Source organism: Devosia sp. Leaf420, from assembly GCF_001425445.1.
Classification (GTDB): Bacteria; Pseudomonadota; Alphaproteobacteria; order Rhizobiales; family Devosiaceae; genus Devosia.
Genome location: NZ_LMQU01000001.1, coordinates 19,507 through 43,685, shown reverse-complemented (window position 1 = coordinate 43,685; position 24,179 = coordinate 19,507). Strand labels below are relative to the sequence as shown.

General features: G+C 59.7%; 19 protein-coding genes and 1 tRNA gene. 15 read left to right on the top strand and 5 right to left on the bottom strand.

Annotated elements, in window-relative coordinates; all coding sequences use genetic code 11:
- The first annotated feature begins 32 nt into the window (after positions 1-32).
- The 8 genes from ASG47_RS00205 (at position 33) to ASG47_RS00170 (ending at position 8,112) form a co-directional block, all read left to right on the top strand.
- Positions 33-593: a GrpB family protein gene (locus ASG47_RS00205; RefSeq protein ID WP_061906741.1), complete on the top strand. Its 561-nt coding sequence runs from the start codon at positions 33-35 to the stop codon at positions 591-593.
- Between the two features lie 184 nt (positions 594-777).
- Positions 778-1,821, top strand: coding sequence for a septal ring lytic transglycosylase RlpA family protein (locus ASG47_RS21170; protein ID WP_061906740.1), 1,044 nt, complete (start codon positions 778-780; stop codon positions 1,819-1,821).
- Between the two features lie 58 nt (positions 1,822-1,879).
- Positions 1,880-3,022, top strand: a complete 1,143-nt coding sequence (locus ASG47_RS00195; protein ID WP_244487009.1) for a D-alanyl-D-alanine carboxypeptidase family protein — start codon at positions 1,880-1,882, stop codon at positions 3,020-3,022.
- A gap of 216 nt (positions 3,023-3,238) precedes the next feature.
- A complete protein-coding gene (gene tmk / locus ASG47_RS00190) occupies positions 3,239-3,925 on the top strand; it encodes a dTMP kinase (RefSeq protein ID WP_061906739.1) in 687 nt (228 codons plus the stop codon).
- Complete coding sequence (locus ASG47_RS00185; RefSeq protein WP_061906738.1) at positions 3,922-4,944, top strand: AAA family ATPase; 1,023 nt, start codon at positions 3,922-3,924, stop codon at positions 4,942-4,944. The genes tmk and ASG47_RS00185 overlap by 4 nt, the downstream gene beginning before the upstream one ends.
- Positions 4,944-6,494, top strand: a complete 1,551-nt coding sequence (metG, locus tag ASG47_RS00180; RefSeq protein ID WP_061906737.1) for a methionine--tRNA ligase — start codon at positions 4,944-4,946, stop codon at positions 6,492-6,494. The genes ASG47_RS00185 and metG overlap by 1 nt, the downstream gene beginning before the upstream one ends.
- A 2-nt stretch (positions 6,495-6,496) precedes the next feature.
- On the top strand, positions 6,497-7,276 hold the full coding sequence (locus ASG47_RS00175; protein ID WP_061906736.1) for a TatD family hydrolase: 780 nt from the start codon (positions 6,497-6,499) through the stop codon (positions 7,274-7,276).
- Positions 7,276-8,112 carry an MBL fold metallo-hydrolase gene (locus ASG47_RS00170; protein ID WP_061906735.1) on the top strand — a complete coding sequence of 279 codons (837 nt, stop codon included), beginning with the start codon at positions 7,276-7,278 and terminating at the stop codon, positions 8,110-8,112. The genes ASG47_RS00175 and ASG47_RS00170 overlap by 1 nt, the downstream gene beginning before the upstream one ends.
- Before the next feature lie 163 nt (positions 8,113-8,275).
- On the opposite strand, the gene parE is transcribed toward ASG47_RS00170, so the two are convergent.
- Positions 8,276-10,303: a DNA topoisomerase IV subunit B gene (parE, locus tag ASG47_RS00165; protein WP_061907246.1), complete on the bottom strand. Its 2,028-nt coding sequence runs from the start codon at positions 10,301-10,303 to the stop codon at positions 8,276-8,278.
- Between the two features lie 205 nt (positions 10,304-10,508).
- Between parE and ASG47_RS00160 the strand changes: the two genes are divergently transcribed.
- Together ASG47_RS00160 and ASG47_RS00155 are read left to right on the top strand one after the other, a co-directional pair.
- Positions 10,509-10,817, top strand: coding sequence for a hypothetical protein (locus tag ASG47_RS00160; protein ID WP_061906734.1), 309 nt, complete (start codon positions 10,509-10,511; stop codon positions 10,815-10,817).
- Between the two features lie 611 nt (positions 10,818-11,428).
- The gene (locus ASG47_RS00155; protein WP_061906733.1) at positions 11,429-12,943 is read left to right on the top strand and encodes an ABC-F family ATP-binding cassette domain-containing protein; all 1,515 of its coding nucleotides are present in this window, start codon (positions 11,429-11,431) and stop codon (positions 12,941-12,943) included.
- Between the two features lie 56 nt (positions 12,944-12,999).
- Here ASG47_RS00155 and ASG47_RS00150 read toward each other — a convergent pair whose 3' ends face one another.
- From ASG47_RS00150 to ASG47_RS00135, 4 genes are all read right to left on the bottom strand, one after another.
- A complete protein-coding gene (locus tag ASG47_RS00150) occupies positions 13,000-14,187 on the bottom strand; it encodes a GGDEF domain-containing protein (protein WP_061906732.1) in 1,188 nt (395 codons plus the stop codon).
- Between the two features lie 145 nt (positions 14,188-14,332).
- Complete coding sequence (gene tig / locus ASG47_RS00145; protein ID WP_061906731.1) at positions 14,333-15,712, bottom strand: trigger factor; 1,380 nt, start codon at positions 15,710-15,712, stop codon at positions 14,333-14,335.
- Between the two features lie 46 nt (positions 15,713-15,758).
- Positions 15,759-15,843: transfer RNA gene (locus ASG47_RS00140), tRNA-Leu, on the bottom strand.
- A 201-nt stretch (positions 15,844-16,044) separates the two neighbouring features.
- On the bottom strand, positions 16,045-17,754 hold the full coding sequence (locus ASG47_RS00135; protein WP_244487008.1) for a methyl-accepting chemotaxis protein: 1,710 nt from the start codon (positions 17,752-17,754) through the stop codon (positions 16,045-16,047).
- A gap of 362 nt (positions 17,755-18,116) precedes the next feature.
- Here ASG47_RS00135 and ASG47_RS00130 point away from each other — a divergent pair, with 362 nt between their 5' ends.
- The 5 genes from ASG47_RS00130 (at position 18,117) to ASG47_RS00110 (ending at position 24,032) form a co-directional block, all read left to right on the top strand.
- Positions 18,117-18,455 carry a P-II family nitrogen regulator gene (locus ASG47_RS00130; RefSeq protein ID WP_046136017.1) on the top strand — a complete coding sequence of 113 codons (339 nt, stop codon included), beginning with the start codon at positions 18,117-18,119 and terminating at the stop codon, positions 18,453-18,455.
- A gap of 56 nt (positions 18,456-18,511) precedes the next feature.
- Complete coding sequence (glnA, locus tag ASG47_RS00125; protein ID WP_061906729.1) at positions 18,512-19,921, top strand: type I glutamate--ammonia ligase; 1,410 nt, start codon at positions 18,512-18,514, stop codon at positions 19,919-19,921.
- Positions 19,922-20,019: 98 nt separating this feature from the next.
- Complete coding sequence (locus tag ASG47_RS00120) at positions 20,020-20,358, top strand: DUF2322 family protein (RefSeq protein ID WP_061906728.1); 339 nt, start codon at positions 20,020-20,022, stop codon at positions 20,356-20,358.
- 68 nt (positions 20,359-20,426) lie between these two features.
- Complete coding sequence (locus tag ASG47_RS00115) at positions 20,427-20,732, top strand: hypothetical protein (protein WP_061906727.1); 306 nt, start codon at positions 20,427-20,429, stop codon at positions 20,730-20,732.
- A gap of 255 nt (positions 20,733-20,987) precedes the next feature.
- Complete coding sequence (locus tag ASG47_RS00110; protein ID WP_061906726.1) at positions 20,988-24,032, top strand: GAF domain-containing protein; 3,045 nt, start codon at positions 20,988-20,990, stop codon at positions 24,030-24,032.
- Positions 24,033-24,179 lie beyond the last annotated feature (147 nt).

Sequence of the window (24,179 nt, the reverse complement as noted above, 5' to 3'; positions counted from 1 at the left end):
CCCGTGCTGCATAATCCGACGAGGAGGGCCACATGCAAATCATCATCATCCCGGCGCAAAAATCCTGGGCACGCAACTTCCAGCGCCTTAAACCCGAGCTCCTCACCCTCTGCCCACCCGGCGCCTACGCCCACCATATCGGCTCAACCGCCGTCCCCGGCCTCGCCGCCAAGGACATCATCGATATCCAGATTACCGTCGACGATCTCACCCAAGTGGACCCCGCCGGTTTCCTCGCCACCGGCCACCGCCAAAGCGAACACACGTCCGACCATTGCCCTCCCGGTATGGACCTCGCCCCCCACGATCTTGCCAAGCTCCTTTTTGTCGCCACCACGCCGAGGCGCGCCCATATCCACATCCGCCAGCGCGGTGCCTTCAATCAGCAGTTCCCGCTCCTTATGCGCGACTACCTTCGCGCCCACCCGGTCACGACCGGCGCCTATGAACTGATCAAGCAACGCCTCGCCTGCTTCTTCCCCGAAGATCAGGACGCCTATTACGACATCAAGGACCCCGTCTTCGACATCATCCACGATGGCGCGCGCGAGTGGGCCGAGTGCACGAATTGGAAAGAGCCCCAGCCGGATTGAGCGCGTCGGCTGGAAAACCCAAAATTATCATTTGAGTAACCAAGTCCGACATTACCCGCGCTCAAAGCTAACGAATTGTCACCCTTAACCTCTCCTCAACCAGCCGAATGACAAATTAGGGAAAATTGTCCGTACGCTGTTTATCGCGTGCGCCCTGATCCAAGCGTGTTGAGTAAAGAGTACCGTGACGACCACTTGGCGCCACCTTATCCGCGGCATCGCCCTTTGTGCTTTGCTCGCCCCTTCGCTCGCTGCCTGTATGGGTGGCATGGGCCTCGGTGCGACAGTCAAGCGCGGCGCCTTCACCTCCAGCGAATATGGCGTCGCCGTTTCGCCCCGCGTGACCAACAATCCGAATCCGCCGCGCGGCGGTGGCCGCTATCAGGTCGGCAAACCCTATACCGTCCGCGGAAAAACCTATGTGCCGCAGGAAGATCCGTCCTATCAGGCCACTGGCACCGCCTCCTGGTATGGCTCCGATTTCCACGGGCGCCGCACGGCAAATGGCGAAATTTTCTCCGCCAATGCCATCACCGGCGCGCATCCGACGCTGCCGCTGCCGTCCTATGTGCGCGTCACCAATAAGGATAATGGCCGCTCGCTGGTCGTCCGCATCAACGATCGCGGTCCCTACATGCCCGGCCGCATCGTCGATCTATCCCACAGAGCCGCCGCCATGCTCGGCTATGTCAACAATGGCTCGACCAGCGTCGATGTCCAATATGTCGGCCCGGCGCCACTCGAAGGCGACGACACCCGCATGCTGGTCGCCTCCTATACCGGCCCCGCCAATTACGACACCGGTAATGTTCGCGTTGCCAGTGCCGGCAGCGACCGTAGCCTCGTCGGCATAACATCCAATTTTTTCAATGGCTTGTTCTCCTATTCGGATTCAACGCCGCAAGCGGTAGACGGCAATATCAGCTCCGCCTTCGCCGCCGTGAACGCCATGGCGACCGAGCCATCGGCGCTGCAGGAGTGGGCCAATAGCGTCGACGCCAACCAGCGTCACTTCCGCATGGGCCTAGGCGTTTTCAGCAATCAGAACAATGCCATAGCTCTCTCCGAACGCTTCGCCGTCATCGGTGCGGTCGATGAAGAGCAGGTGCTGGTCAATGGCCATCCCGCCACGCGCCTAACCCTGAGCTATCTCAAGCCCGGCGCCACCAAGGAAGATGCGCTCAACTTGGCGCGAGAACTTGGACTCGGCGATATAATTCTCTATTAAATCAAAGTCGGTCCAACGCCTCTGTCCGGCGATACGGCCGCAACGCAAGGTATCGCCCGTGAGACTGCTTCTTGCCCTGCTGATCGCTGTAATTGGCGTCTTCCCGGCGCTCGGTCAAACAAGCTTTGAGACCAATGCCCGCTTTGCCGTGCTGATGGATTACGAGTCCGGCACCGTGATCTTCCAAAAGGATGCGGACGCCCGGCTCGAGCCGGCCAGCATGACCAAGCTCATGACCCTGGCCGTGGTCTTCAACGAGCTTCGCTCCGGCCGCATCAAGCTCAGCGATCCCTTCTTCATTTCCGAAAATGCCTGGCGCACGGGTGGCGCATCCTCCGGCGGCTCCACCATGTTCGCCGATCTCAATTCCCAGATTCCGGTCGAAGATCTCATTCGCTCGGTGATCATCCAGTCGGGTAATGACGCCGCGATCGCCCTCGCCGAAGGCATTGCTGGCACCGAGGGCACCTTTGCCGGCATGATGAATGAACTGGCCCGCCAGATCGGCCTCGAAGGCTCACATTTCACCAATGCTACCGGCTTGCCGGACCCGGAGGAATATTCGACGGCCCGCGATCTCGCCAATCTCGGGCGCTATCTCATTCGCGAATTCCCTGAATTCTACCATTACTTCTCCGAACCCGAGATGGAGTGGAATGGCATCAAGCAGGCGAACCGCAATTCGCTGATCGAAGTCGGCATCGGCGTTGATGGTCTCAAGACCGGCCACACCGAAGCTGCCGGCTATGGTGCCGTCATCTCGACAGCCCAGGGCGATCGCCGCCTTGTCGCCGTCGTCCACGGACTTGGCTCCATGCGCGAACGCGCTGAAGAAGGCCGCAAGCTTCTCACCTGGGGCACCCGCGCATTCGAGCGCTTCGCCGCCTATCCCGATGGCAGCGTCGTCGCCTATGCCGATGTCTATGGTGGCGAAACCGGCAGCGTCGGCCTCGTCGGCAAGGGCGAAATCGCTCTCTATCTGCCCCGCGGCTCCCGCGATTGCCTCTCCGCCGAGGTCAAATATACCGGTCCCCTCATGCCCCCCGTCGCCGCGGGCCAGCAGGTCGCCGAACTCCAAGTGTTCTGCAACAAGGAACTCGTTCAAAGCGCCCCGCTCTTCGCGGCCGAAGACGTCCCCCAGGGCGACTTGGTTCGCCGCGCCACCGATGCGCTCAAGCAGTTGGCGCTGGGTTGGCTTTGAGCCGGCCGCAGGCAGGTAGCCGTTCGCCCCCACCTAACCTCCCCCTGATAGGGGGAGGGACTTACCGAGTTTGTCTCGCTGTCCGTAAGCCACCGACCGATTCCTCCCCCTCCCAGGGGGAGGCTAGGTGGGGTCGGGATTTCAACCAAGTCCCAAAACCTTTCCCCCCATCCCGCATTGACCTAAAAGATATCCGACCAAGGAATCACCCAGCCCATGCTCGAAGCGCCAAATCGCAGGCCGGCACGCTTCATCACCTTTGAAGGTGGGGAAGGGGTTGGCAAATCGACCCAGGTCAAGCGGCTGGTCAGCAATCTGGCATCCGCCTCGGTCGAGGCCGTGCGGACGCGTGAACCCGGCGGCACGCCGAAAGCCGAAGCGATCCGCTCCTATATCCTCCAGGGCCGCAGCGAGAGCTGGGGCGCCGGTGGTGAAGCTGTACTTTTCGCTGCCGCTCGTCTCGACCACGTCCATCAGTTGATCGCGCCCAATCTCGCCAAGGGCACGTGGGTCATTTCCGATCGCTTCGCCGATTCCACCCGCGCCTATCAGGGCCTCACCGGCGGCGTTGATCCCAAGCTGATCGACGCGCTTGAAAGCCTGGCCCTCGATGGTCACACGCCCGATCTCACGCTTGTCCTCGACATGGATCCCGAACTAGCTTTCAAGCGCGTCGCCCAACGCGCCATCGAAGACGGCCTCGCCCTGACCGGCGACCGCTTCGAAAAGGAAGAGCTCGATTGGCACCGTCGCCTCCGCGATGGCTTCCTCGATATCGCCCGCAACAACACCGATCGCTGCGTGGTTCTCTCCGCCGATCAGGGCGAGGAAAATCTCGAAAAGGAAATCTGGAAAGTCGTGCAGTCGCGCTTTCCGGAATTGCATGCCGGGATCGAGGCTTGACCGATCCTGCCGCCCTTGCCGGCCTGCCGCTCCCCGAAGAGCGCCATCAGGCCATCGGCCACGACGTCGCCCGCGCCGCGATCCTGCAGCAGGTCGCTGAACGCCGCTTACCCGGAGCGATCATGCTGCATGGCCCGCAAGGCATTGGCAAGGCCACCTTCGCCTTCGAACTCGCCGCGGCCATCCTGACGGCGACCGGCGATGAAAGCGCCGCGCGCGTGACCGAACAGGTCACGGCGCTGTCCCACCCAAACCTCTTCGTCCTCCGTCGTCGTCCCAAGGACGCCAAGGGCTTTTACACCATCATCCGCGTCGAAGACGTCCGCGAACTCCGTGATGCCTTGCACCACACGCGCGGTCGCCTCGGTCATCGCATCGCCATTCTCGACTCCATCGACGATTGCAATCCGTCCGCAGCCAATGCGCTCCTCAAAACCCTCGAAGAGCCACCCGCCGACACGACCTTCCTCCTCGTGTCGCACCGCCCAGGCCAGCTTCTCCCGACCATCAAATCCCGCTGCCACAATATCGCGCTGCGCCCGCTGCCCGATGAGCAGGTGGCCACCGTCGTCACCGGCAGCCTGCCCGATATCCACGGCGAAACCCTCGATCGCGCCCTACGCCTCGCCGGCGGTCGGCCCCGTCGCGCCTTTGAAACCCTGGCGCTTTCGCCGGATTCCTCCGTCGGTACCCTCATCGCCTGGCTCCAATCCCCCCTGAGCCACCCCGCTGGCGTCTCGATCGCCTTGGCCGATGCGCTCGGCGCCGATCCGCAGGGGCCGGACATGTCCTTTGCCCGCGAGATCCTTCTCGATTGGCTGGCCGACGAAGCCCGGAACGCCGCTTTCGGCCCCGGTTCGCGGTTGCGGCTTGCCTCCGCCACGGACCTATGGGACAAGGCAAACGCGCTCCTGAGCGAAGCCGACAGCGTCAATCTCGACATGAAGCAGACACTGTCCGTGCTCTTCGATGCCATCAGGAAGCACCTCAACACGACTGCAATTCCCGCCGAGCCATAATGACCGCCAAGCCCTTTTATGTCACAACCGCGATCTCCTATCCCAATGGCGCGCCGCATATCGGGCACGCCTATGAGATGATCGCCACCGACGCCATCGCCCGCTGGAAGCGGCTCGAAGGCCGGGAAGTTTACTTCCTCACCGGGACGGACGAGCACGGCATCAAGATGGTGCAGACCGCGGCCAAGGAAGGCATCACCGCGCGCGAACTGGCTGATCGCAATTCGGCCGAGTTCCGCAAGCTCGCCGCCGAACTGAACCTTTCAAACGACGATTTTATCCGTACCACCGAACAGCGCCACTATGACGCCTCGCAAGCCATCTGGAAGAAGATGGAAGCGAGCCAGAACGGCGACATTTTCCAATCCACCTATAAGGGCTGGTATTCGGTACGCGACGAGGCCTATTTCGACGAAGCCGAGCTGACGGAAAAGGACGGCAGGCGCTTTGCCCCCTCCGGCGCCGAAGTCGAATGGGTCGAAGAGCCGACCTATTTCTTCCGCCTTTCCGCCTATCAGGAAAAGCTTCTCGCGCTCTACGAAGCCAACCCCGATTTCATCGCGCCCAAAGAGCGTCGCAATGAGATCATCTCCTTCGTCAAAGGCGGCCTCCAAGACCTCTCGGTCTCCCGCACCACCTTCGATTGGGGCGTGCCCGTTCCAGGCGGCGAAGGCCACGTCATGTATGTCTGGGTCGATGCCCTGACCAATTACATTACCGGCGTCGGCTACCCCGACGAGCAGAGCGAACTCTTCAAGAAATTCTGGCCCGCCGATCTCCATGTCGTGGGTAAGGACATCATCCGCTTCCACACCGTCTATTGGCCCGCTTTCCTGATGAGCGCTGGCCTGCCGGTTCAGCACCGCGTCTTCGCCCATGGCTTCTTGACCGTCGATGGCCAGAAAATGAGCAAGTCGCTCGGCAATGTCATCGACCCGTTTCAACTCGTCGAAACCTTCGGCCCCGACGCCGTCCGCTACTTCTTCCTCCGCGAAGTTTCCTTCGGCAACGACGGCGACTATTCAAACGAGAAGCTGGTCAATCGCGTCAATGCCGATCTTGCCAATAATCTCGGCAATCTCGCGCAGCGCTCGCTTTCGATGATCAACAAGAACTGCGACGCCAAAGTGCCAACACTCGGCACTTTGACCGACGCGGACAATGCCATCATTGCCGAGGTCACCGAAGCGCTCGACGCTGCCCAAAAGGCCATGGACGCACAACTCGTCCACGAAGCCACCGGCTCACTCGTCGCGGCCCTCTCGTCGGCCAACAATTATTTTGCCGGCCAGGAACCCTGGGCGCTGAAAAAGACCGATCCGGCTCGCATGGCGACCGTGCTCTACGTCACTGCCGACACCGTTCGACGTATCGCCATTCCGATGTTGGCTTTCGTTCCTGCCTCGGCCGCGCGCCTTCTGGACCAATTGGCGGTGCCTGAGGATCAGAGAACACTCTCGGCCGCGCTCAATGTTAACGGAATGGTACCAAACACTGACCTGCCAGTACCGCAAGGCGTCTTCGCGCGCCTCGAAAAACCGGCCGAATAAGCATGCTCATCGACAGCCATTGCCATCTCGACTTCGAGGCGCTCTCTGCTGACATCGACGGCGTAATGGCTCGCGCTGCCGCCGTCGGTGTTACCGGAATGGTGACGATATCCACACTGGTGGATAACTTTTCCACCTATGCCGCCATCGCAGAACGTTTCCCGAACGTCTGGTTCTCGGTCGGCACGCATCCGCACAACGCGGACAAGGAACTCCATATCAAAACGGATGATCTTGTCCGGCTAAGTGCCCATCCCCGTTGCATTGCTATCGGTGAAGCGGGCCTCGACTACTTCTATGACAACGCCCCGCGCGAGGCCCAGGCCACCGGCCTCCGCCGCCACATCGCCGCCGCTCGCATCACCGGTCTTCCACTGGTTATCCACAGCCGCGCCGCGGACGAGGACATGGCGAATATCCTCGAAGAAGAGAGCCGGGCAGGGGTCTTCCCCTTCGTCCTCCACTGCTTCACCGCCGGCCGCGATCTCGCAGAGCGGTCTCTCGCACTTGGTGGCTACATTTCTTTCTCCGGCATCGTTACCTTCAAGAATGCCCAGGAAATTCAAGATGTTGCGAAACTTGTCCCCGGGGACCGCTACATCGTCGAAACTGACTCGCCTTACCTCGCCCCGATTCCCCATCGTGGCCAATCGAATGAGCCGAGCTTTGTCCGCCACACGGCCGAAAAAGTTGCCGAACTCCGCGGCATTTCGCTTGAACAACTCGGAGCCGAGACCACTGCAAACTTCGGCCGTCTCTTCTCAAAGTCCGGCATAAAATAATGCCCGCACCCGACCGGATCATCGCGACCATTTTAGGCTGCGGTTCCTCCGGCGGCGTGCCGCGCATCGGCAATGATTGGGGAGTTTGCGATCCGAGCAACCCCCGCAACCGCCGCCGCCGTTGCTCTCTTCTCATCGAAGGGTGGACGCAAGGCATTGAAGAACCTACACGAATCCTGATCGACACTGGAGTCGATCTCCGCGAACAACTCCTTGATGCCAGGGTCGATCGTGTCGACGCCGTGCTCTACACCCATGAGCACGCCGACCACACCCACGGCATCGACGACCTCCGCGTCCTCGCCCTTCACAACCGCCGCCGCGTAGACGTCTACTTCAGCGCTGAATGCCGCGAACGCCTCTTCGAAGCCTTCGGCTATTGCTTCATCACGCCCCCGGGAAGCAGTTACCCGCCGATCCTCAACGCGCACACCGTTGAGCCCAGCCAAGCACTTAGCGTCACTGGCCCAGGCGGCACCATCGACGTCACGGTCTTCCTCCAGAACCACGGCGACATCGATTCCCTCGGCTTCCGCATCGCCAATGTCGCCTATAGCTGCGATCTCTCAGGCATCCCCGCACAGTCCGACGCCGCTATCGCCAATCTCGACCTCTGGATCGTCGACGCCCTGCGCCCGACACCCCATCCAAGTCACCTGAGCCTGCCGGAAACTCTTGATTTAATTGAGAAATTCCAGCCCCAACAAGCTGTCCTTACCGACATGCACATAGATCTCGACTACGCCGAGACCGAAGCTGCGACGCCCGGACACATCACCCCGGCGTTCGATGGCATGCAGATCGATGTGCTGACCGGAAAAATCCTGAACCGGTAACCGCCTTGGGTCGTCGATACTCCCCCATGGTGGGACAACGACACATCCCCCACAGTCACCACCGGGCTTGTCCCGGTGGTCCACACATCGGCAAACTGGATTGCCCGGACAAGCCGGGCAATGACGACCGCAGGGAAGCAATGCGCCGTCGGTGAGACCGGCCCTAAACGTCCAGATCCGTCACAAAAGCCGCATTTTCCTGAATAAATTCAAACCGCGCTTCCGGCTTGGTCCCCATCAGACGATCTACCGTCGTCTTGGTAGCAACATGGTCATCCAGCACCTTCACCTGCAGCAATGTCCGGGTCTTCGGCGACATAGTCGTTTCGCGAAGATGCGCAAACGGCATCTCGCCAAGGCCCTTGAAGCGGGTCGTTTCCACCTTACTCTTGCCGGTAAATTCGGTTGCCATCAACTCGGCCCGATGTGCGTCGTCGCGCGCATAGAGCGTCTTGCCGCCCTGGCTGATCCGATAGAGTGGGGGCAGGGCGAGGTAGAGGTGCCCGTTCTCGATCAGCCGCGGCATTTCCTGGAAGAAGAAGGTGATAAGCAGCGAAGCGATATGGGCGCCATCGACGTCGGCGTCGGTCATTATGATGATCTTGTCATAGCGCAGATCATCCTCGGTATAGCGATCGCGCGTACCGCAGCCGAGCGCCTGGATCAGGTCCGAAATCAATTGGCTCGCGGCCATCTTTTCCCGGCTCGCGCCAGCCACGTTGAGAATCTTGCCGCGGAGCGGCAACACAGCCTGATTGGCGCGGCTGCGCGCTTGCTTGGCCGAGCCACCAGCCGAGTCGCCTTCGACGATGAACAGCTCTGCGCCCTGCGCGGCGTTCTGCGTACAGTCGGCAAGCTTGCCGGGAAGCCGAAGCTTGCGCGTGGCGCTCGCCCGGTCGATCTCTTTTTCCTTGCGCCGGCGCAGACGCTCTTCGGCACGCTCGATGGCCCAATCGAGAAGCTTGCCCGCCTGCTGCGGTGATGAACCAAGCCAGTGGTCGAACGCGTCGCGCAGCGCGTTTTCAACGATGCGCGTGGCTTCCTGCGACGCCAGCTTGTCCTTGGTCTGCCCAACGAATTCGGGCTCGCGCACGAAGACTGACAGCATGGCATTGCAATGCCCGAGCACGTCTTCTGCCGTCAAAGCCGCCGCCGCCTTGTTTTTGGTCAGCTCCGCATAGTTCTTGAGCCCTCGCAGCAGAACGAGCCGCAGCCCGGCCTCGTGCGTGCCGCCATCAGGTGTCGGTACCGTGTTGCAATAAGACGAGGTGCTGCCATCCTCGATTGTCCAGGCAATGGCCCATTCCACCGATCCATGGCTACCGGGGCGACCGGTCTTGCCTGCAAAAATATCGTCGACGATGCGCGTTTCGCCCTCGATCCGCGCGGTCATGAAATCCTTCAAGCCGTCGGGATAGTGGAACACCGCTTTCGCCGGAACCTCGTCGCTGGCAAGGCTCTCGTCACAACTCCAGCGTAGTTCGACGCCACCGAAGAGATAAGCCTTGGCTCGGGTCATCCTGAAAATCCGGCCCGGCGAGAAATGCGCTGCAGCTCCAAAGATCTCGGGATCAGGATGGAAACGCGTCACCGTACCGCGACGGTTTTGTACCCGGCCGACATTGACGACGTCTTCGACGACCTTGCCGCGCGAAAAGATGATGCGATGAAGCTGCTGGTCACGAGCCACCTCGACGATCATGTCGTCGGAAAGCGCATTGACCACCGAAACGCCAACGCCGTGCAATCCGCCCGAAGTTTCATAGGCCTTCGAGTCGAACTTGCCGCCAGCGTGCAAAATCGTGTGGACGATCTCGAGCGTCGAGCGCCCCGGAAATTTCGGATGCTTCTCGACCGGAATGCCGCGCCCATTGTCGCCAACGGTCAAATACCCGTCGGCCCCGAGATGCACCTCAATCCGCGTCGCGTGGCCCGCAATGGCCTCGTCCATCGAGTTGTCAATCACCTCGGCAAAGAGGTGGTGATAAGCATTGGCGTCGGTGCCGCCGATATACATACCTGGGCGGCGGCGAACTGGCTCAAGCCCTTCGAGCACCTCGATATCGGACGCGCCATAACTGTCCCCACCCACAGGCGACGCCTTGGGTGCGCTCGTCTTGTTCGGAGCAGGGGTCGGGACGGTGTTCTCAGGGGCTGCGGAACCGCCAAAGAGATCGATAGGCTCTGACATGCACATTCCATCGCTGAGCCCGAATCGGGCGTCGAAAATCTATCTTAACCCAAGGATTCGTGCGGGTCTGGCGCGGGCGTTTAATTCCACAGCCAAGGGCTTTCAGTGTATACGTCAACATGAACGAAAAATGAACACGGAACTTCTCTCGGGTTCATCATCGTTCTGGCATAATGCGATCCGCACGAGATGAGGAGTGACTGCCATGGCCAAGCGCTTGATACTTTCTGCGGCTCTCATGGGCGCATTGCTCGTCGCGCCCGTCTCGGCGCAAAGCTTTGGCTTCGGGATTCATTTCGGCGATCAGGCTGAGGATTTCAAGCCGCGGATGGCCATGTGCTATACCGACCGCCAGATCCGCGAAGCCATCGCCGCCCGTGGATATTCAAAGATTTATCTGAACGTCCCCGACAGCGGCGTCGTCCAGGTCAAAGCCAGCCGCGATGGCGTAACCTATCTGATCAAGTTCGATTATTGCCGTGATCGGATCAAGGATATCCAGCAACTTCGCTGATTGTTCGCCACGTGAGAAAGCCCGGACTTCCGGGCTTTCTCCTGTGATGCGTTCAAATTCGGGCCAAGTTTAGTGTCTGAGTTTACCCCTCGTTTGCATCTTGAAAGCACTTTCTTAAGCGCGCCCTGCTAACTCTGGGCGCATACGGTTTTTTGTATGGAGTTGCCGTATGCGAACCCGAAATGGGACCAGTAGTGCGTATCCAGCGCCCCATTTCGGTTCTTCTGCTGGCGTTTTGCCGAGAGCCGGATCCTTCAGTACTGCGTACCGGCTGGCACAGTTTCGCGTCCCGCGCTTTGGCGCAATGCTTCTCGCGAGCTTGGTTTTCTATCTGACTTGATGCCTTGCCTTTGTAAGGACCTTGGATTAGGTCTCTATCTGTCCAATCGAACCGGGGAGGGATGCATGACTGCTTTTTATCATCATCGCCAGCGTGGCCCCGTTCATGCCCTGTGGCTCAAGCTGCAGGGCTGACCAGCACGGTACGGACGCTATCTAAAAGTCATTGATCCTTCTGGTTTGCCCGTCACGGCATGCTGACTTCGGTCGGGATGCCTTATTGATGGAATTCGCGCGCGCCATGCCGCTGCGCCCCCAGAAAGACTTCTCCAATGGCAAATCTCAGCCTCCGCAATGCCGGTCTCCGCTCGAACCAGGTCCTCTTTTCCAATCTGACCTTATCGCTCAGCGATGGCGATCGGGTTGGTCTCGTCGCCGCAAATGGGCGCGGCAAATCCACACTGCTCAAAGCGATCATCGGTCAGGCCGAACTCAGTGAGGGCGAACTTTCCCGCTCCCGTGGCCTCACCATCGGCTATGTGGCGCAAGACGTTCCCGAGGCCGCGCTCGACACGCCGCTGCGCGATTTCGTCGAGTCCAGGCTTCCGCCGGCAGATCGCGAGTCCGAAGGCTGGCGCGCCGATGTCGCCCTCGATTCCCTTGGCTTTCCACTCGATCTGGTCAGCAAGCCGTTACGCGAGCTTAGCGGCGGCTGGCAGCGTCTGGGCCTTATCGCGCGGGGCTGGGTCACCGAGCCGGACCTTTTGCTGCTCGACGAACCCACCAACCATCTTGATCTCGGCCGCATTGCTGCGCTCGAAACCTGGCTTGCCGCCCTGCCGCGCCAGACGATTGTCATCATGGCGAGCCACGACCGGCAGTTTCTTGACGCAGCGACCAATCGAACACTTTTCCTCCGTCCCGAGCAATCACATTACTTTCCGCTGCCGTATAGCCATGCGCGCCTTGCCCTTGATGAGGCGGACCAATCTGCCGAGCACCAGCGCCAACGCGATCTTAAGGAAGTTGCGCAACTGCGCAAGCAGGCGGCCAAGCTCACCAATATCGGCATTAACTCCGGCAGCGATCTGCTGACGGTCAAATCCAAGCAGCTTCGCGAGCGTGCGGAAAAGATCGAGACCCAGGCCGTTTCGGTTCACCGCGAGAAGACCGGCAAGGTTATGCTGGGCAATAGCGGTGCAGAGGCCCGTGTCATGCTAGCTTTTGAAAACATGGCGATAGCGACGCCAGACGGTCGGCCGCTATTCTCGATCGATAAGCTGCATATCTTCCAGGGGGATCGCGTCGTCCTTTTGGGCCGCAACGGCGCCGGCAAGTCGCAGTTAGTCAACCGTGTCGCTGCTGCCCTGCAAAACACATCCGTCGATGGTCTGAGGCTCAGTCCGCAGATCGTCCCTGGCTATCTTGATCAGGCTCTCGACTGGTTGCCCCTCAATACGACGCCGCTCGATTTCATCCTCTCGCGCTACAATGAAGGTGACCGGCGCAGCATCAGCCTCCTCGCCGGCGCAGGCTTTGAGCCGGAGCGGCAGAGCAAGCCCATTCGCACGCTGTCACTTGGACAGCGGTCTCGTCTGGCCCTCCTCGCGCTACGCTTGCAGCAGCCAAACTTCTATCTGCTCGACGAGCCGACCAACCATCTCGACATTCCAGGGCAAGAACAGCTCGAGGCAGACATTGCGGAGCATGGTGCCACCTGTCTGCTCGTCTCCCACGACCGCGCCTTTATCCGCGGCGTCGGTACCCGCTTTGTGCAGATCGTGGGCAAGCGCCTCAAAGAAGTCGAAGGCCCAGAGGACTTCTTCGCCGAAATGGCTATGGACTAGCCAGTAAGACAAAACGAAGGGTGCCCGGCTTTGCGGCGGGCCGTTCTGCGGCCAGCTTAGCCGGTCACGCCGTTCCGCACGGCGAGGTGCAACTGAACAGCCGTGATGACGGCCTTATCCTTGCCCTCGCGCTTGGCGCGATACAGCGCCTGGTCGGCCCGGGCGATCATATCTGTGAGCGCTTCCTGGCTGTAGCTCATATGCAGCCCAATGCTCATCGTAATGGGGTAGTCGTTAGGCAGGCTAGGCACACTGACTTCGGTCAGCGCTGCCTTGATCACCCGCGCCGCTTCCTGCAATTGCGCGCGGTCGACGTCATTGTAGTAGAGCGCAAATTCTTCTCCGCCGACACGTCCCGCTAGCAGTGCGCCGCCATAGCGCGCCATGACCCGCGCGACGGCTATGATCACCGCATCGCCCACCTTGTGGCCGAAGCTATCATTGACCTTCTTGAAATCGTCGATGTCGGCAAGGAGGATCGCCGGCTGTCGTGAATTGGCAAAGTCGCGCTTAAGCGCTTCGCTGGCCTTGGTTTCGAAGCCGCGGCGGTTGAGGAGGTTTGTGAGGAAATCGCGGTCGGCCTGGCTCTTGAGATGGCTGATCGTATCGAGGCCAATGCCGACGATGAACAGCAGCGCTACGACGAAGGACAGGATCGGGCTGAAGGCGCGGATCGAGGTCCAATATTCCGATCCCGCAAACCCGGTCGGGCTCTGGATATCGAGGATGCCGAGAATGACGAGGCTTGGCCGGATCAGCGCGATGAAGAAGGCCAGCGCCACGCCGGCTTCGAAGAGCTTGTCCGCCAAAGTGCGGTCAGATTGCCGGACGAGGTTGACGAACGTCGTTGCCGTAATGGCCATGAACATGGCCGACGTCGTGAAGATGCGCGCCGGTGTGGAGGGATCGATAAAGAGATACCAGGAAAAGGGAATTGCGCCTGCAACGATGATGGCGGTGAGAAACGGGGCAGGGACCTCGACATTCCGTCGCTGCAAGGCGCTCGAACAGGCCAGCGTCACCGTTGCGACGTAGAATGCATTGGCGGGAATGTTGACGTCGCCTGGCCCGATGAACAGCCTGAACTCGTAGACGACGAAACCAAAGCCCATGAAGAGGAAGGCGAGCGCCAGCGTGACGAGATGCAGATAGCGCCGTTGGTAAAACCAGATGATTCCGAAGGTCGCGGAAAACAGAAAGCTGACAATCGGATTGACCAGCGAAAACAAGATCTGATCCTGCACGTGAACGACACCCCACTTCGTTCCCTGTCCCGCTGCGACCCTACCGTGCCGGCCCCAACAACGCATTAACCTCTCATGACTTCTTCGTTAAAAACAAGAAGGCCGCCCCGAGGGACGGCCTTGCAGAATACGTACGGAGCAAACCTTAGTGGTGATGCTCTTCCGGAACGTCGTTTTCGTCTGCCTGGATCAGCTTGGCCAGGTCGTCGCGCGACATCTTGGCTTCGGTCTGGTCGGCAAGGCTGGCGATGTAGTCGACGACCTTGTTTTCGAAAACCGGCGCGCGGAGGCTTGCGAGAGCCTGGGCGTTCTTGCGGTAGTAGTCGTAAACCTGCTGTTCCTGGCCCGGGAAGCGACGGATTTCAGCAAGCAGAGCCTGCTGGTGTTCGTCGTCGGTCACCTGAACTTCGTTCTGGTTGCCGATTTCGGCAACGACGAGGCCAAGGCGAACGCGGCGCTCGGCAATACGCTTGTACTGCTCGCGAGCTTCTTCTTCAGTCGTGCCTTCGTCTTCGAACGAACGGCCATGACCTTCGACTTCGTGCTGAACACGCTGCCAGATGGTGGCGAATTCGGCTTCCACGAGCTGTTCCGGAACGTCGAACTTGTGCCCTTCGTCGAGCGCGTCGAGAATCTGGCGCTTGACGTGCTGACGGCTCATGCTGTCGAGCGCGGAGTCCATCTGTTCCTTGATGGTGTTGCGGAGGGCCGCAACGTCATCGAGGCCAAGGCGCTTAGCGAATTCATCGTCGAGCTCGCCCTGGTTCGGGCCGTCAACGTGCAGCACGGTGACGTCGAACGTGGCTTCCTTGCCGGCAAGTTCGGTATTGTTATAGTCGGCCGGGAAGGTGACCGTGATCGTGCGGGTCTCGTCCTTCTTCTGGCCAACGAGCTGTTCTTCGAAGCCAGGAATGAATTCGTTCGAGCCAACGGTCAGGTGAGCGTGGTCGGACTTGCCGCCCGGGAACTCGACGCCATCGATCTTGCCGACGAAGGAGAGACCGAGACGGTCGCCCTGTTCGACGACTGCGCCGTCACCCTTGTCGGTGTAGCCGCGATTCTGGGCGAACACGCGGTTCACTTCGGCGTCGATTTCTTCTTCGGTGACTTCGACGACCGGCTTGTTCAGCTTGAGGCCCTTGAGGTCCATCAGCGAAACAGGCGGCAGCACTTCGTATTCGACTTCGAATGCGAGGTCCGACTTGCCATCGAGCACGTCGTTGATGACGTTCTGGTCCTGCGGCAGATCGACCTTGGGTTGCGCTGCGGCGCGTTCCTTACGCTCGTCGAGCGTATCGGACACGGTCGAATTGATCGCGTCGGTCATCACTTCGGACATGGCCGAGCGGCCATAGACCTTCTTCAGGTGCGCGGTCGGCACCTTGCCGGGACGGAAGCCCTTGATGTTGGCCTGGCCCTTGAGTTCGTCCAGCTTCGCGTCGAGGCGAGAATTGAGATCCGCCGCCGGGATCGTGACGCTGAGCTTGCGCTTCAGGCCTTCATTGAGGGTTTCAGTAACCTGCATGGGGGTTATTCCCGTATTGTTTGATCTCGTTAGGCCAGGACCGAGATGGTGCGGGTGAGAGGACTCGAACCTCCACGCCTTGCGGCGCTGGAACCTAAATCCAGTGCGTCTACCAATTCCGCCACACCCGCATGGGTACCCCGTCGGCCGGGTTGGGATGCATCTATATGAAGTGTGTGGGCCAGTCAAAGCCTCGATTGGCCATTCGAGCCGAATGCTGGGGCCTTTAGCCAAGTTTTCACGCCTTGACGCGCTAACACACCCAAAAAAGCATCGCCGGCAACCAGGATTGCACCTGGTCACCGGCAATAGAAGCACTCTTGGCTCAGCGCTTAAGCAACACGACGCTGTGTCGACCGGCCCGTTTCTTCGCCACTCCCGCCGACCAGGAAGATTTCGGCGATGTCCTCGAGTTCGCGGGCCTGGCCTTCTGTCTGCTCGATGGCGGCATTAGTTTCCTCGACCAACGCCGCATTATGCTGCGTCATCTCGTCCATCTGCCGCACCGATGCTGCCGCTTCGGCAATGGCGCTCGATTGCGCCTTGCTGCCGCTGGCGATGGCATCCATCAGATCGCTGTTCTCACGCACATCGCCGAGCATGCTGGCGATGCGTTCTGCCGCATCAGACAGGAGCCGTGACCCCGTTGCGATTTCGGTGGATGAGCGCTCGATCAGCGATTTGACTTCAGCCGAGGCTTCTGCCGCCGATTGTGCCAGGCGCCGCACTTCCACGGCCACCACGGCAAAGCCCTTGCCAGCTTCGCCCGCCCGCGCCGCTTCCACAGAAGCGTTGAGCGCCAGGAGATTGGTTTGGAAGGCGATGTCGTCGATCATGCCGGCAATGTTGGAGATCTGCGATGATGACGTCAGGATACGCCCCATCGCGTCCTTCGCTTCGCTCATGACCGCGCCGCTGGCTTCGGCCGTCTTGGAGACTGCACGGGCCTTGCCGCTTGCGGCATTGGCTCGGGTCGCATTCTCTTCGACGGTTTCCGAAAGATGGTCCATGGCCGTGCTGGTTTCCTGGATCGCAGAGGCCTGACGAGAGGTGCGCTCGGCAAGATCATTGGCACCAGCGAGAATGTCGCCCGTTGCCGAATGCAGCATGCTCGAAGACCGGCGGAGCCGCGAAATGATCTCGGCAAAACGGTCGACCGTGTCATTATAGGCAATGCGCACGACGTCGAGCTCGCCTTTGAACGTCGTATTGATCCGGCCGCGCAGATCGCCTTCGGCCAGCTTGCCCAGCCCTTCGCCCAAAAGATTGACCGCACGCTTCCGGTCCGTCACGTCGGTCGCGTATTTGACGATCTTGAAGACTTTGCCGTGCAAATCGAAGATTGGATTATAGGTGGCCTGGATCCAGACCTCCTTGCCGCCCTTGCCGATGCGCAGATATTCCGCAGCCTGATATTCGCCACGCCCGAGCGCGTCCCAGAATTGCTTGTAGGAAGCAGAGCTGGCTTCTTTCTCCTGCACGAAGAGCCGGTGATGCCGGCCCTTGATCTCGTCGAGACGATAGCCGAGCGCGGAACAGAAATTGGCATTGGCGTCGAGTACTTCGCCTTGCGGCGAGAATTCGATGATGGCCTGCGAACGTGAGATGGCAGCGATCTGTCCCGCGAAGTCAGCCGAACTCAGCTTGGCGCTGGTGATGTCTGTGGCAAACTTGACGATCTTGACCGGCTTGCCTTCGGCATCCATCACCGGGTTGTAGCTCGCCTGGATCCACACATCCCGCCCGCCTTTGGCGAGGCGGCGATATTCGGCGGCCTGAAATTCGCCTTGGGCTAGGCGCTTCCAGAAAGCCTTGTAATCACCGCCTTCGGATTCGGTCGGTTCGACAAAGATGCGATGGTGCTTGCCGCGGATCTCGTCCAGCGCATAGCCCATGACGTCCAGGAAATTCTGGTTAGCGTATAAAATATTGCCATTAAGATCGAATTCGATAACGGCCAGCGCGCGCGAAATGGCATCGAGCATAGCGCTATTGTTTTGCGCCAGTTGGCGGTCTGCGCGATTAAAAAGGCGGATTTTCAACGTATCCCCCAGGGGTAACGCACGGAATAGTACGTAGGCTATTTGGTAACTGGGTTAGGTAAATTTTCTCCTGACACATTCATAATTCATGCGAAAACCGAACTTAATCTAAAATACGCATGGCTGGTCATGCTTGCTTTTTGATCAGTCGCTGCCTCGCCTCGACCCTCACTGCCCGAAAACCGCCAAAACAATCGGCAGTCTGGCTAAAAAATAATCAACGCCGGGTTTGGTGCGTAAGGACACGACATGGTCCCGCCAGCTAAATCCTTAAATACGCTAACTTTTCTTCTTTGGCATAGGCTGGCACAGGCCGTGCATACAAGCTGGCGAAACGGGCCAAAACGGTCAGGAGGCACCAGTTGAAAAAAATCGAGGCGATCGTAAAGCCGTTCAAGCTCGACGAAGTCAAAGAGGCGCTGCAGGAAGTTGGCTTGCAGGGTATCACCGTGACCGAAGCCAAGGGTTTTGGCCGTCAAAAGGGCCATACCGAGCTCTATCGTGGTGCAGAATATGTGGTGGATTTCCTGCCCAAGGTGAAGGTTGAGGTAGTTTGCCCCGATGATCTCGCCGAAAAGGCGATCGAGGCGATCCGCAACGCTGCCCAGACCGGCCGCATCGGCGATGGCAAGATTTTCGTCTATTCCATCGAGCAGGCCATCCGTATCCGTACGGGCGAATTCGGCGACGACGCGCTCTAAGAAGCGCGTCAGCCAACCATCAAACAAAAATTTCCGTCTAAGACAGGGGAAGACCTATGACGACCGGTGCAGACATTATCCAGCGCATGAAGGACGAGAACATCAAGTATCTCGACGTGCGTTTCACCGACCTGCGCGGCAAGCTGCAGCACGTTACCATGGACGTTTCGGTCGTCGACGAAGACATGTTCGAAGACGGCGTGATGTTCGACGGTTCCTCGATCGCTGGCTGGAAGGCCATCAACGAGTCCGACATGGTGCTGATGCCCGATCCGAACTCGGCCTATATCGACCCGTTCTTCGCTGCCTCGACCCTCGCCATCAACTGCGACATTCTCGAGCCAGCAACCTATCAGCCTTATAACCGCGACCCGCGTTCGATCGCGAAGAAGGCTGAAGGCCTCGTCAAATCCTCCGGTATCGGCGACACCGTCGTGTTCGGTCCCGAGCCCGAATTCTTCATCTTCGACGACGTCCGCTACTCGGCAACAACCTACAATGTTGGTTTCGCCCTCGACGCCGCCGAATTGCCGACCAACAACAACACCGAATATGAAGCCGGCAATAACGGCCACCATATCGGCCTCAAGAAGGGCTACTTCCCGGTTCCCCCGCTCGACAGCGCCCAGGACATGCGCGGCGAAATGCTCGAAGCCATGGGCCAGATGGGCGTCATCATCGAGAAGCACCACCACGAAGTGGCTTCCGCCCAGCACGAACTCGGCCTCAAGTACAAGCAGATGATCGCGTCGGCTGACGACGTTCTCATCTATAAGTATGCCGTGCAGCAGGTTGCCAATGCCTATGGCAAGACCGCAACCTTCCTGCCGAAGCCTGTCTATGGCGATAACGGTTCGGGCATGCACTGCCACATGTCGATCTGGAAAGATGGCAAGCCGCTCTTCGCCGGCGACCAGTATGCCGGCCTCTCGATGGACTGCCTCTACTACATCGGTGGCGTCATCAAGCATGCCAAGGCGATCAACGCCTTCACCAACCCGACCACCAACTCCTACAAGCGTCTGGTGCCCGGTTTCGAAGCTCCGGTTCTCTTGGCCTACTCGGCCCGTAACCGTTCGGCTTCCTGCCGTATTCCCTTCGGCCAGTCGCCGAAGGCAAAGCGCGTCGAAGTTCGCTTCCCCGATCCGCTGGCAAACCCGTACCTGGCCTACACCGCGCTGCTGATGGCCGGCCTCGACGGCATCAAGAACAAGATCCACCCCGGCGAGCCGATGGACAAGGATCTCTACGAACTGCCCAAGGACGAACTCAAGGAAATCCCGACCGTTTCCGGCTCGCTCCGCGAAGCGCTGGAAAACCTCGACAAAAACCGCGACTTCCTCAAGGTCGGCGGCGTCATGGACGACGACTTCATCGATGCCTACATCGAACTGAAGATGCAGGAAGTCCTCCGCGTCGAAATGACCCCGCATCCGGTCGAATACGAAATGTACTTCTCGGCTTAATTGGTTGAACCAAGAATGAGAGAAGGGCCCCTCGGGGCCCTTTTTGTTTTACGGGTGTTTCGCGCTCATCACCTGCCGACAACCAGGAACCCAAGTCCATGATAACCCCTAGTCCGTCGTTCAAAGACAACCTGCAGCAGCTTCCAGCCATCGACTCCATCGCGCGTATCTTCCTGATCGACGGGACAGACACAGTCATCGCGACCATCGAGAATCAACCCGGAAAGCAGGGCTCTGTCGCGGTCTATCAATACCTTCAAGCGACCTTCGGTACGCTCGATGCCAAAGCCGCCCGTCACGGTCTCGATGTGTTCGGCGAACACACCGCCGATGCGCGCAATCGTCCCGGTGCCCATCCCAATATCGACCGTCTTGTTGCCATCGCTGATGGCGCCGAACCGCTCGCGATCCGGATCATTGTCAAGGACCAGACCTGACCCTTGCCTTCAAACAACCGCATCTCGTTGCAAACTTATCCCAACGACATCATTGGGATAACCAAGACATGCTGAATAAACTAACCCTGGCTGCGCTGCTTCTTTCCGCCGCGTCACTATCCGCCTTCGCATCCTCCGACGATGCCTGGGCAGAGTTTGCCACCAAGGTGGAGGAAGCTTGCCTCGGCGCCACCAGCGAAATCCTCACCGATCCCCAAGCGACTGTCGATCCCTTCGGCAGTGAGAACTATGGACTGGCTGTTGTCACCGGCAAGGCCGACGCCACCACGACAAAGAGCATCATCTGCGTCTACGACAAAAAGACCGAAGCTGTGGAAATTGGCGGCGAGCTGGACCTTCCTGCCGCAAGCTGAGCTGAATTTTGTGGTCGGGCTTGTGATCATGCCCGGCAGCAAAAGCTCCAGATGCCTCAGCAGCTAAGCCGATGGCGGATGCGTGAATTCGACGCGCGCCGCCGATCAAAACAATCGGATGCGGAATGAATGTCGTAGCCAGACCGCGTGCTCGTGTCTTAAGCATCTGATTTAAGCACTGCCAGTGCAGGCCGTCGTCTGGAGCGTCACGTGTATTCCAATCCATCAGAGGCTGATCAGCCTCCACGCGATGACATGAAGACGACCATCTTCGGTCGCGATTGGTCGCTGTCGCCGCTCGGAGATCGTGCGACATGGCCAAGCCAACTGAAGACGCTGGTCGGCATTATCCTCGCCTCCAATCAGCCCATGTTCGTCGCCTGGGGACCCAAGCGCACGCTGATCTACAATAACGCCTATAGCGATATTCTCGCGTCCAAGCATCCAGCCGCTTTGGGCGAGGACCTGATGGACGTCTGGAGCGACATCGGGGCCGATCTTCTGCCCATCGTCGAGCGGACATATTCCGGCCAGCCCGTCGAGATGGACGACATTAAGTTCATCATGAACCGACGCGGCTATCCCGAGGAGACGCACTTCTCCTTTTTCTATGCGCCGATCGCCGACGACGATGGCACGGTTATGGGCATCTACTGCGCCTGTAACGAAATCACAGCCCAGGTGCTTGGTGCCCGCCGCGGCGAAGAGACGGAAAAAGCCCTTCTAGCAGAACGCGACCGAACACGCGCCAGCCAGGCCCAACAGGCTTTTCTTCTCGATCTCACCGATAATCTCCGTGCCCAGCCGACGACATCCGCGATCATGCAGCTAGCCAGCGACAGCCTGGGGACGTGGCTCGACGCTGATCGCGTGTTCTATGCCGAAATCGCCGGCAGTCTCATGACCGTCGAATGCGAATATGCCGATGGCGTCATCTCGCTAATCGGCCAGCATTCTCTTGAAGCTTTTGGCCCAGATCTGCTCTCTGCCTATCGATCGCAGACCGCGATCAGGGTGGATGACGTGGTCAACGACGAGCGCCTGAACGACGCGGCGCGCGAAGGTCTTGGTTCGCGGCAAGTTGGCTCCTTTGTGGACGTCGTTCTTTTCAAGGAAACCACGTTCGTCGGTCTTCTGGCCGTCCAGGCCAAGTCAGCGCGCGTCTGGACCTCCGAGGAAGAGGCTCTGATCCGCGAAGTCGCCGACCGCATGAAGTTCGCGGTGGAGCGCTCGCGCGCCGACGAAGACGCTTTCCGTGCAGCGACGCGGCACCGGCTTCGCGCCGAATTGGGTCAGGTGCTGCAAAGTCTATCGGATCCGATGGAAATTAAGTCCGCCGTCGCACGCCGACTGGGGCCGCATCTGGGTGTCGATCAGGCAAATTACTACCGTATCGAAGACGGCAAGTTCGTCGTGACGAACGAATGGCACGCTGATGGGCTGGCTGGCATGTTGGGTGTGCATCAGCTTGGCAGCTTCGCAAAATCGACTGTTCGCCTGCTAGAGGCTGGGTCTGTGCTGCGCGTCGATGACACGCGAACGCAACCCGATGCCGAAGCCTATTCCACCTTCGGCATGGGCGCTGCGCTCTCGGTACCACTCCATCGCAATGGGGCTTGGGTCGCCGGCCTTCATTTGCATCAGAGCACTCCTCGTTCCTGGACCGACGATGAGGAAGATCTCGTCAGGGAAGTTGCCGCCTATATCTGGGCAGCCTTGGAACGCGCGCGTGCGCAGCAGGAGTTGCGCGCGCTCAATGAAACCCTGGAACAGCAGGTCGCAGAGCGTTCGGCTGAACGCGATCGTCTCTGGAGCCTCTCTCAGGACATGTTCGCCCGAGCCGACTATAGCGGGATGATGTCTGCGGTCAGCCCCGCCTGGGAGCGCGTACTGGGTTGGTCCGAGGCTGAATTGCTCAGTCGCGGTTATGCCAGCTTCATGCACCCTGACGATACCGCCCCGACGCTTGCAGCGATTAGCCGGATGGCTGAAACGCGGCGACCGACTCGTTTCGAAAATCGCATCGCAACCAGCGATGGTGGCTGGAAGTCGATCGAATGGACGGTCGCGCCCGAGGCTGATGGTCAGAATTTCGTTGCCGTCGGCCGCGATATGAGCCTCGTAAAAGCCAAGGAACATGCTTTGGTCGAGGCACAGGAGCAACTGCGCCAGAGCCAGAAGCTCGAAGCAATGGGCCAGTTGACCGGCGGCGTCGCGCACGACTTCAATAATCTGCTGACCCCCATCATCGGCTCGCTCGATATGCTGACGCGCACGGAGCTGACAAGCGACCGGCAGCGCCGCCTCATCGACCGCGCGCTTCAGTCCGCAGAGCGCGCCAAGTTGTTGGTCCAACGCCTTCTTGCCTTCGCCCGCCGCCAGCCGCTCCAGGCGACTGCCGTCGATGTCGCGGCTTTGATTGATAGCATGAAGGGTCTGATTGGCTCGACGCTTGGGCCCTCGATCAACATCACCCTCAACGTCGAGCCCGACTTGCCACCCGCCAAGGCCGACGAGAATCAGCTTGAGATGGCGTTGCTTAATCTCGCGGTCAACGCCCGCGACGCCATGGCGGATGGCGGCAACCTGACCATAGCAGCCACGCTCGAGCAGTCTTCGGGCGACACCAAGCTCGGCCTTTCTGCCGGTTGCTATGTACGCCTACGCGTCGTCGATACCGGCACGGGCATGGATGAAGCGACAATCGCCAGGGCGATCGAACCCTTCTTTTCCACCAAGGGCATCGGCAAGGGGACAGGCCTTGGCTTGTCGATGGTCCACGGCCTCACCGCCCAGCTCGGCGGCGCCCTCGATATTGTCAGCGCACCGGGCCAAGGTACATCGGTCGAGCTTTGGTTACCGATAAGTGAGGGCTATGTCGATATGAAGCCAGACGCGGAGCCAAGCTTCGCGCCGTCTGCCAAGCGAGGCACTGCGCTGTTGGTCGACGATGAACCACTGGTTCGCATGAACACGAGCGACATGCTGGTCGACCTGGGCTACATCGTCATCGAAGCCGCATCGGCCGAAGAGGCACTGCTGCTCGTCCGAAATGGCGCTATCCCCGACCTTCTAATTACGGACCATTTGATGCCCGGCATGACAGGCGCCGAACTCGCGCGTGACATACGCCGCACCATGCCGGATCTGCCAGTCGTCATTGTTTCGGGCTATTCGGAGGTGGAAGGACTAGCGCCCGATCTGCCGCGCCTGACCAAACCCTTCCGACATGCGGAGCTCGCCGAAATCTTGGCAGGTTTGATGCCCACGGTGGAGGTAGAAGGCGTTGGCTCCCCGTAGGCTGCGGATAATCGAGGCCTGCAAAGATGGAGGCACGATCGCGATAGCCGCGGTCGCTCCAACGTTGCTAAGCGGCCGAACCGACCGCATTTTACAGCGGCCCACTTTCTCCTGCCATTACCCTGTTCATTTTCACGCCTAAGTCGT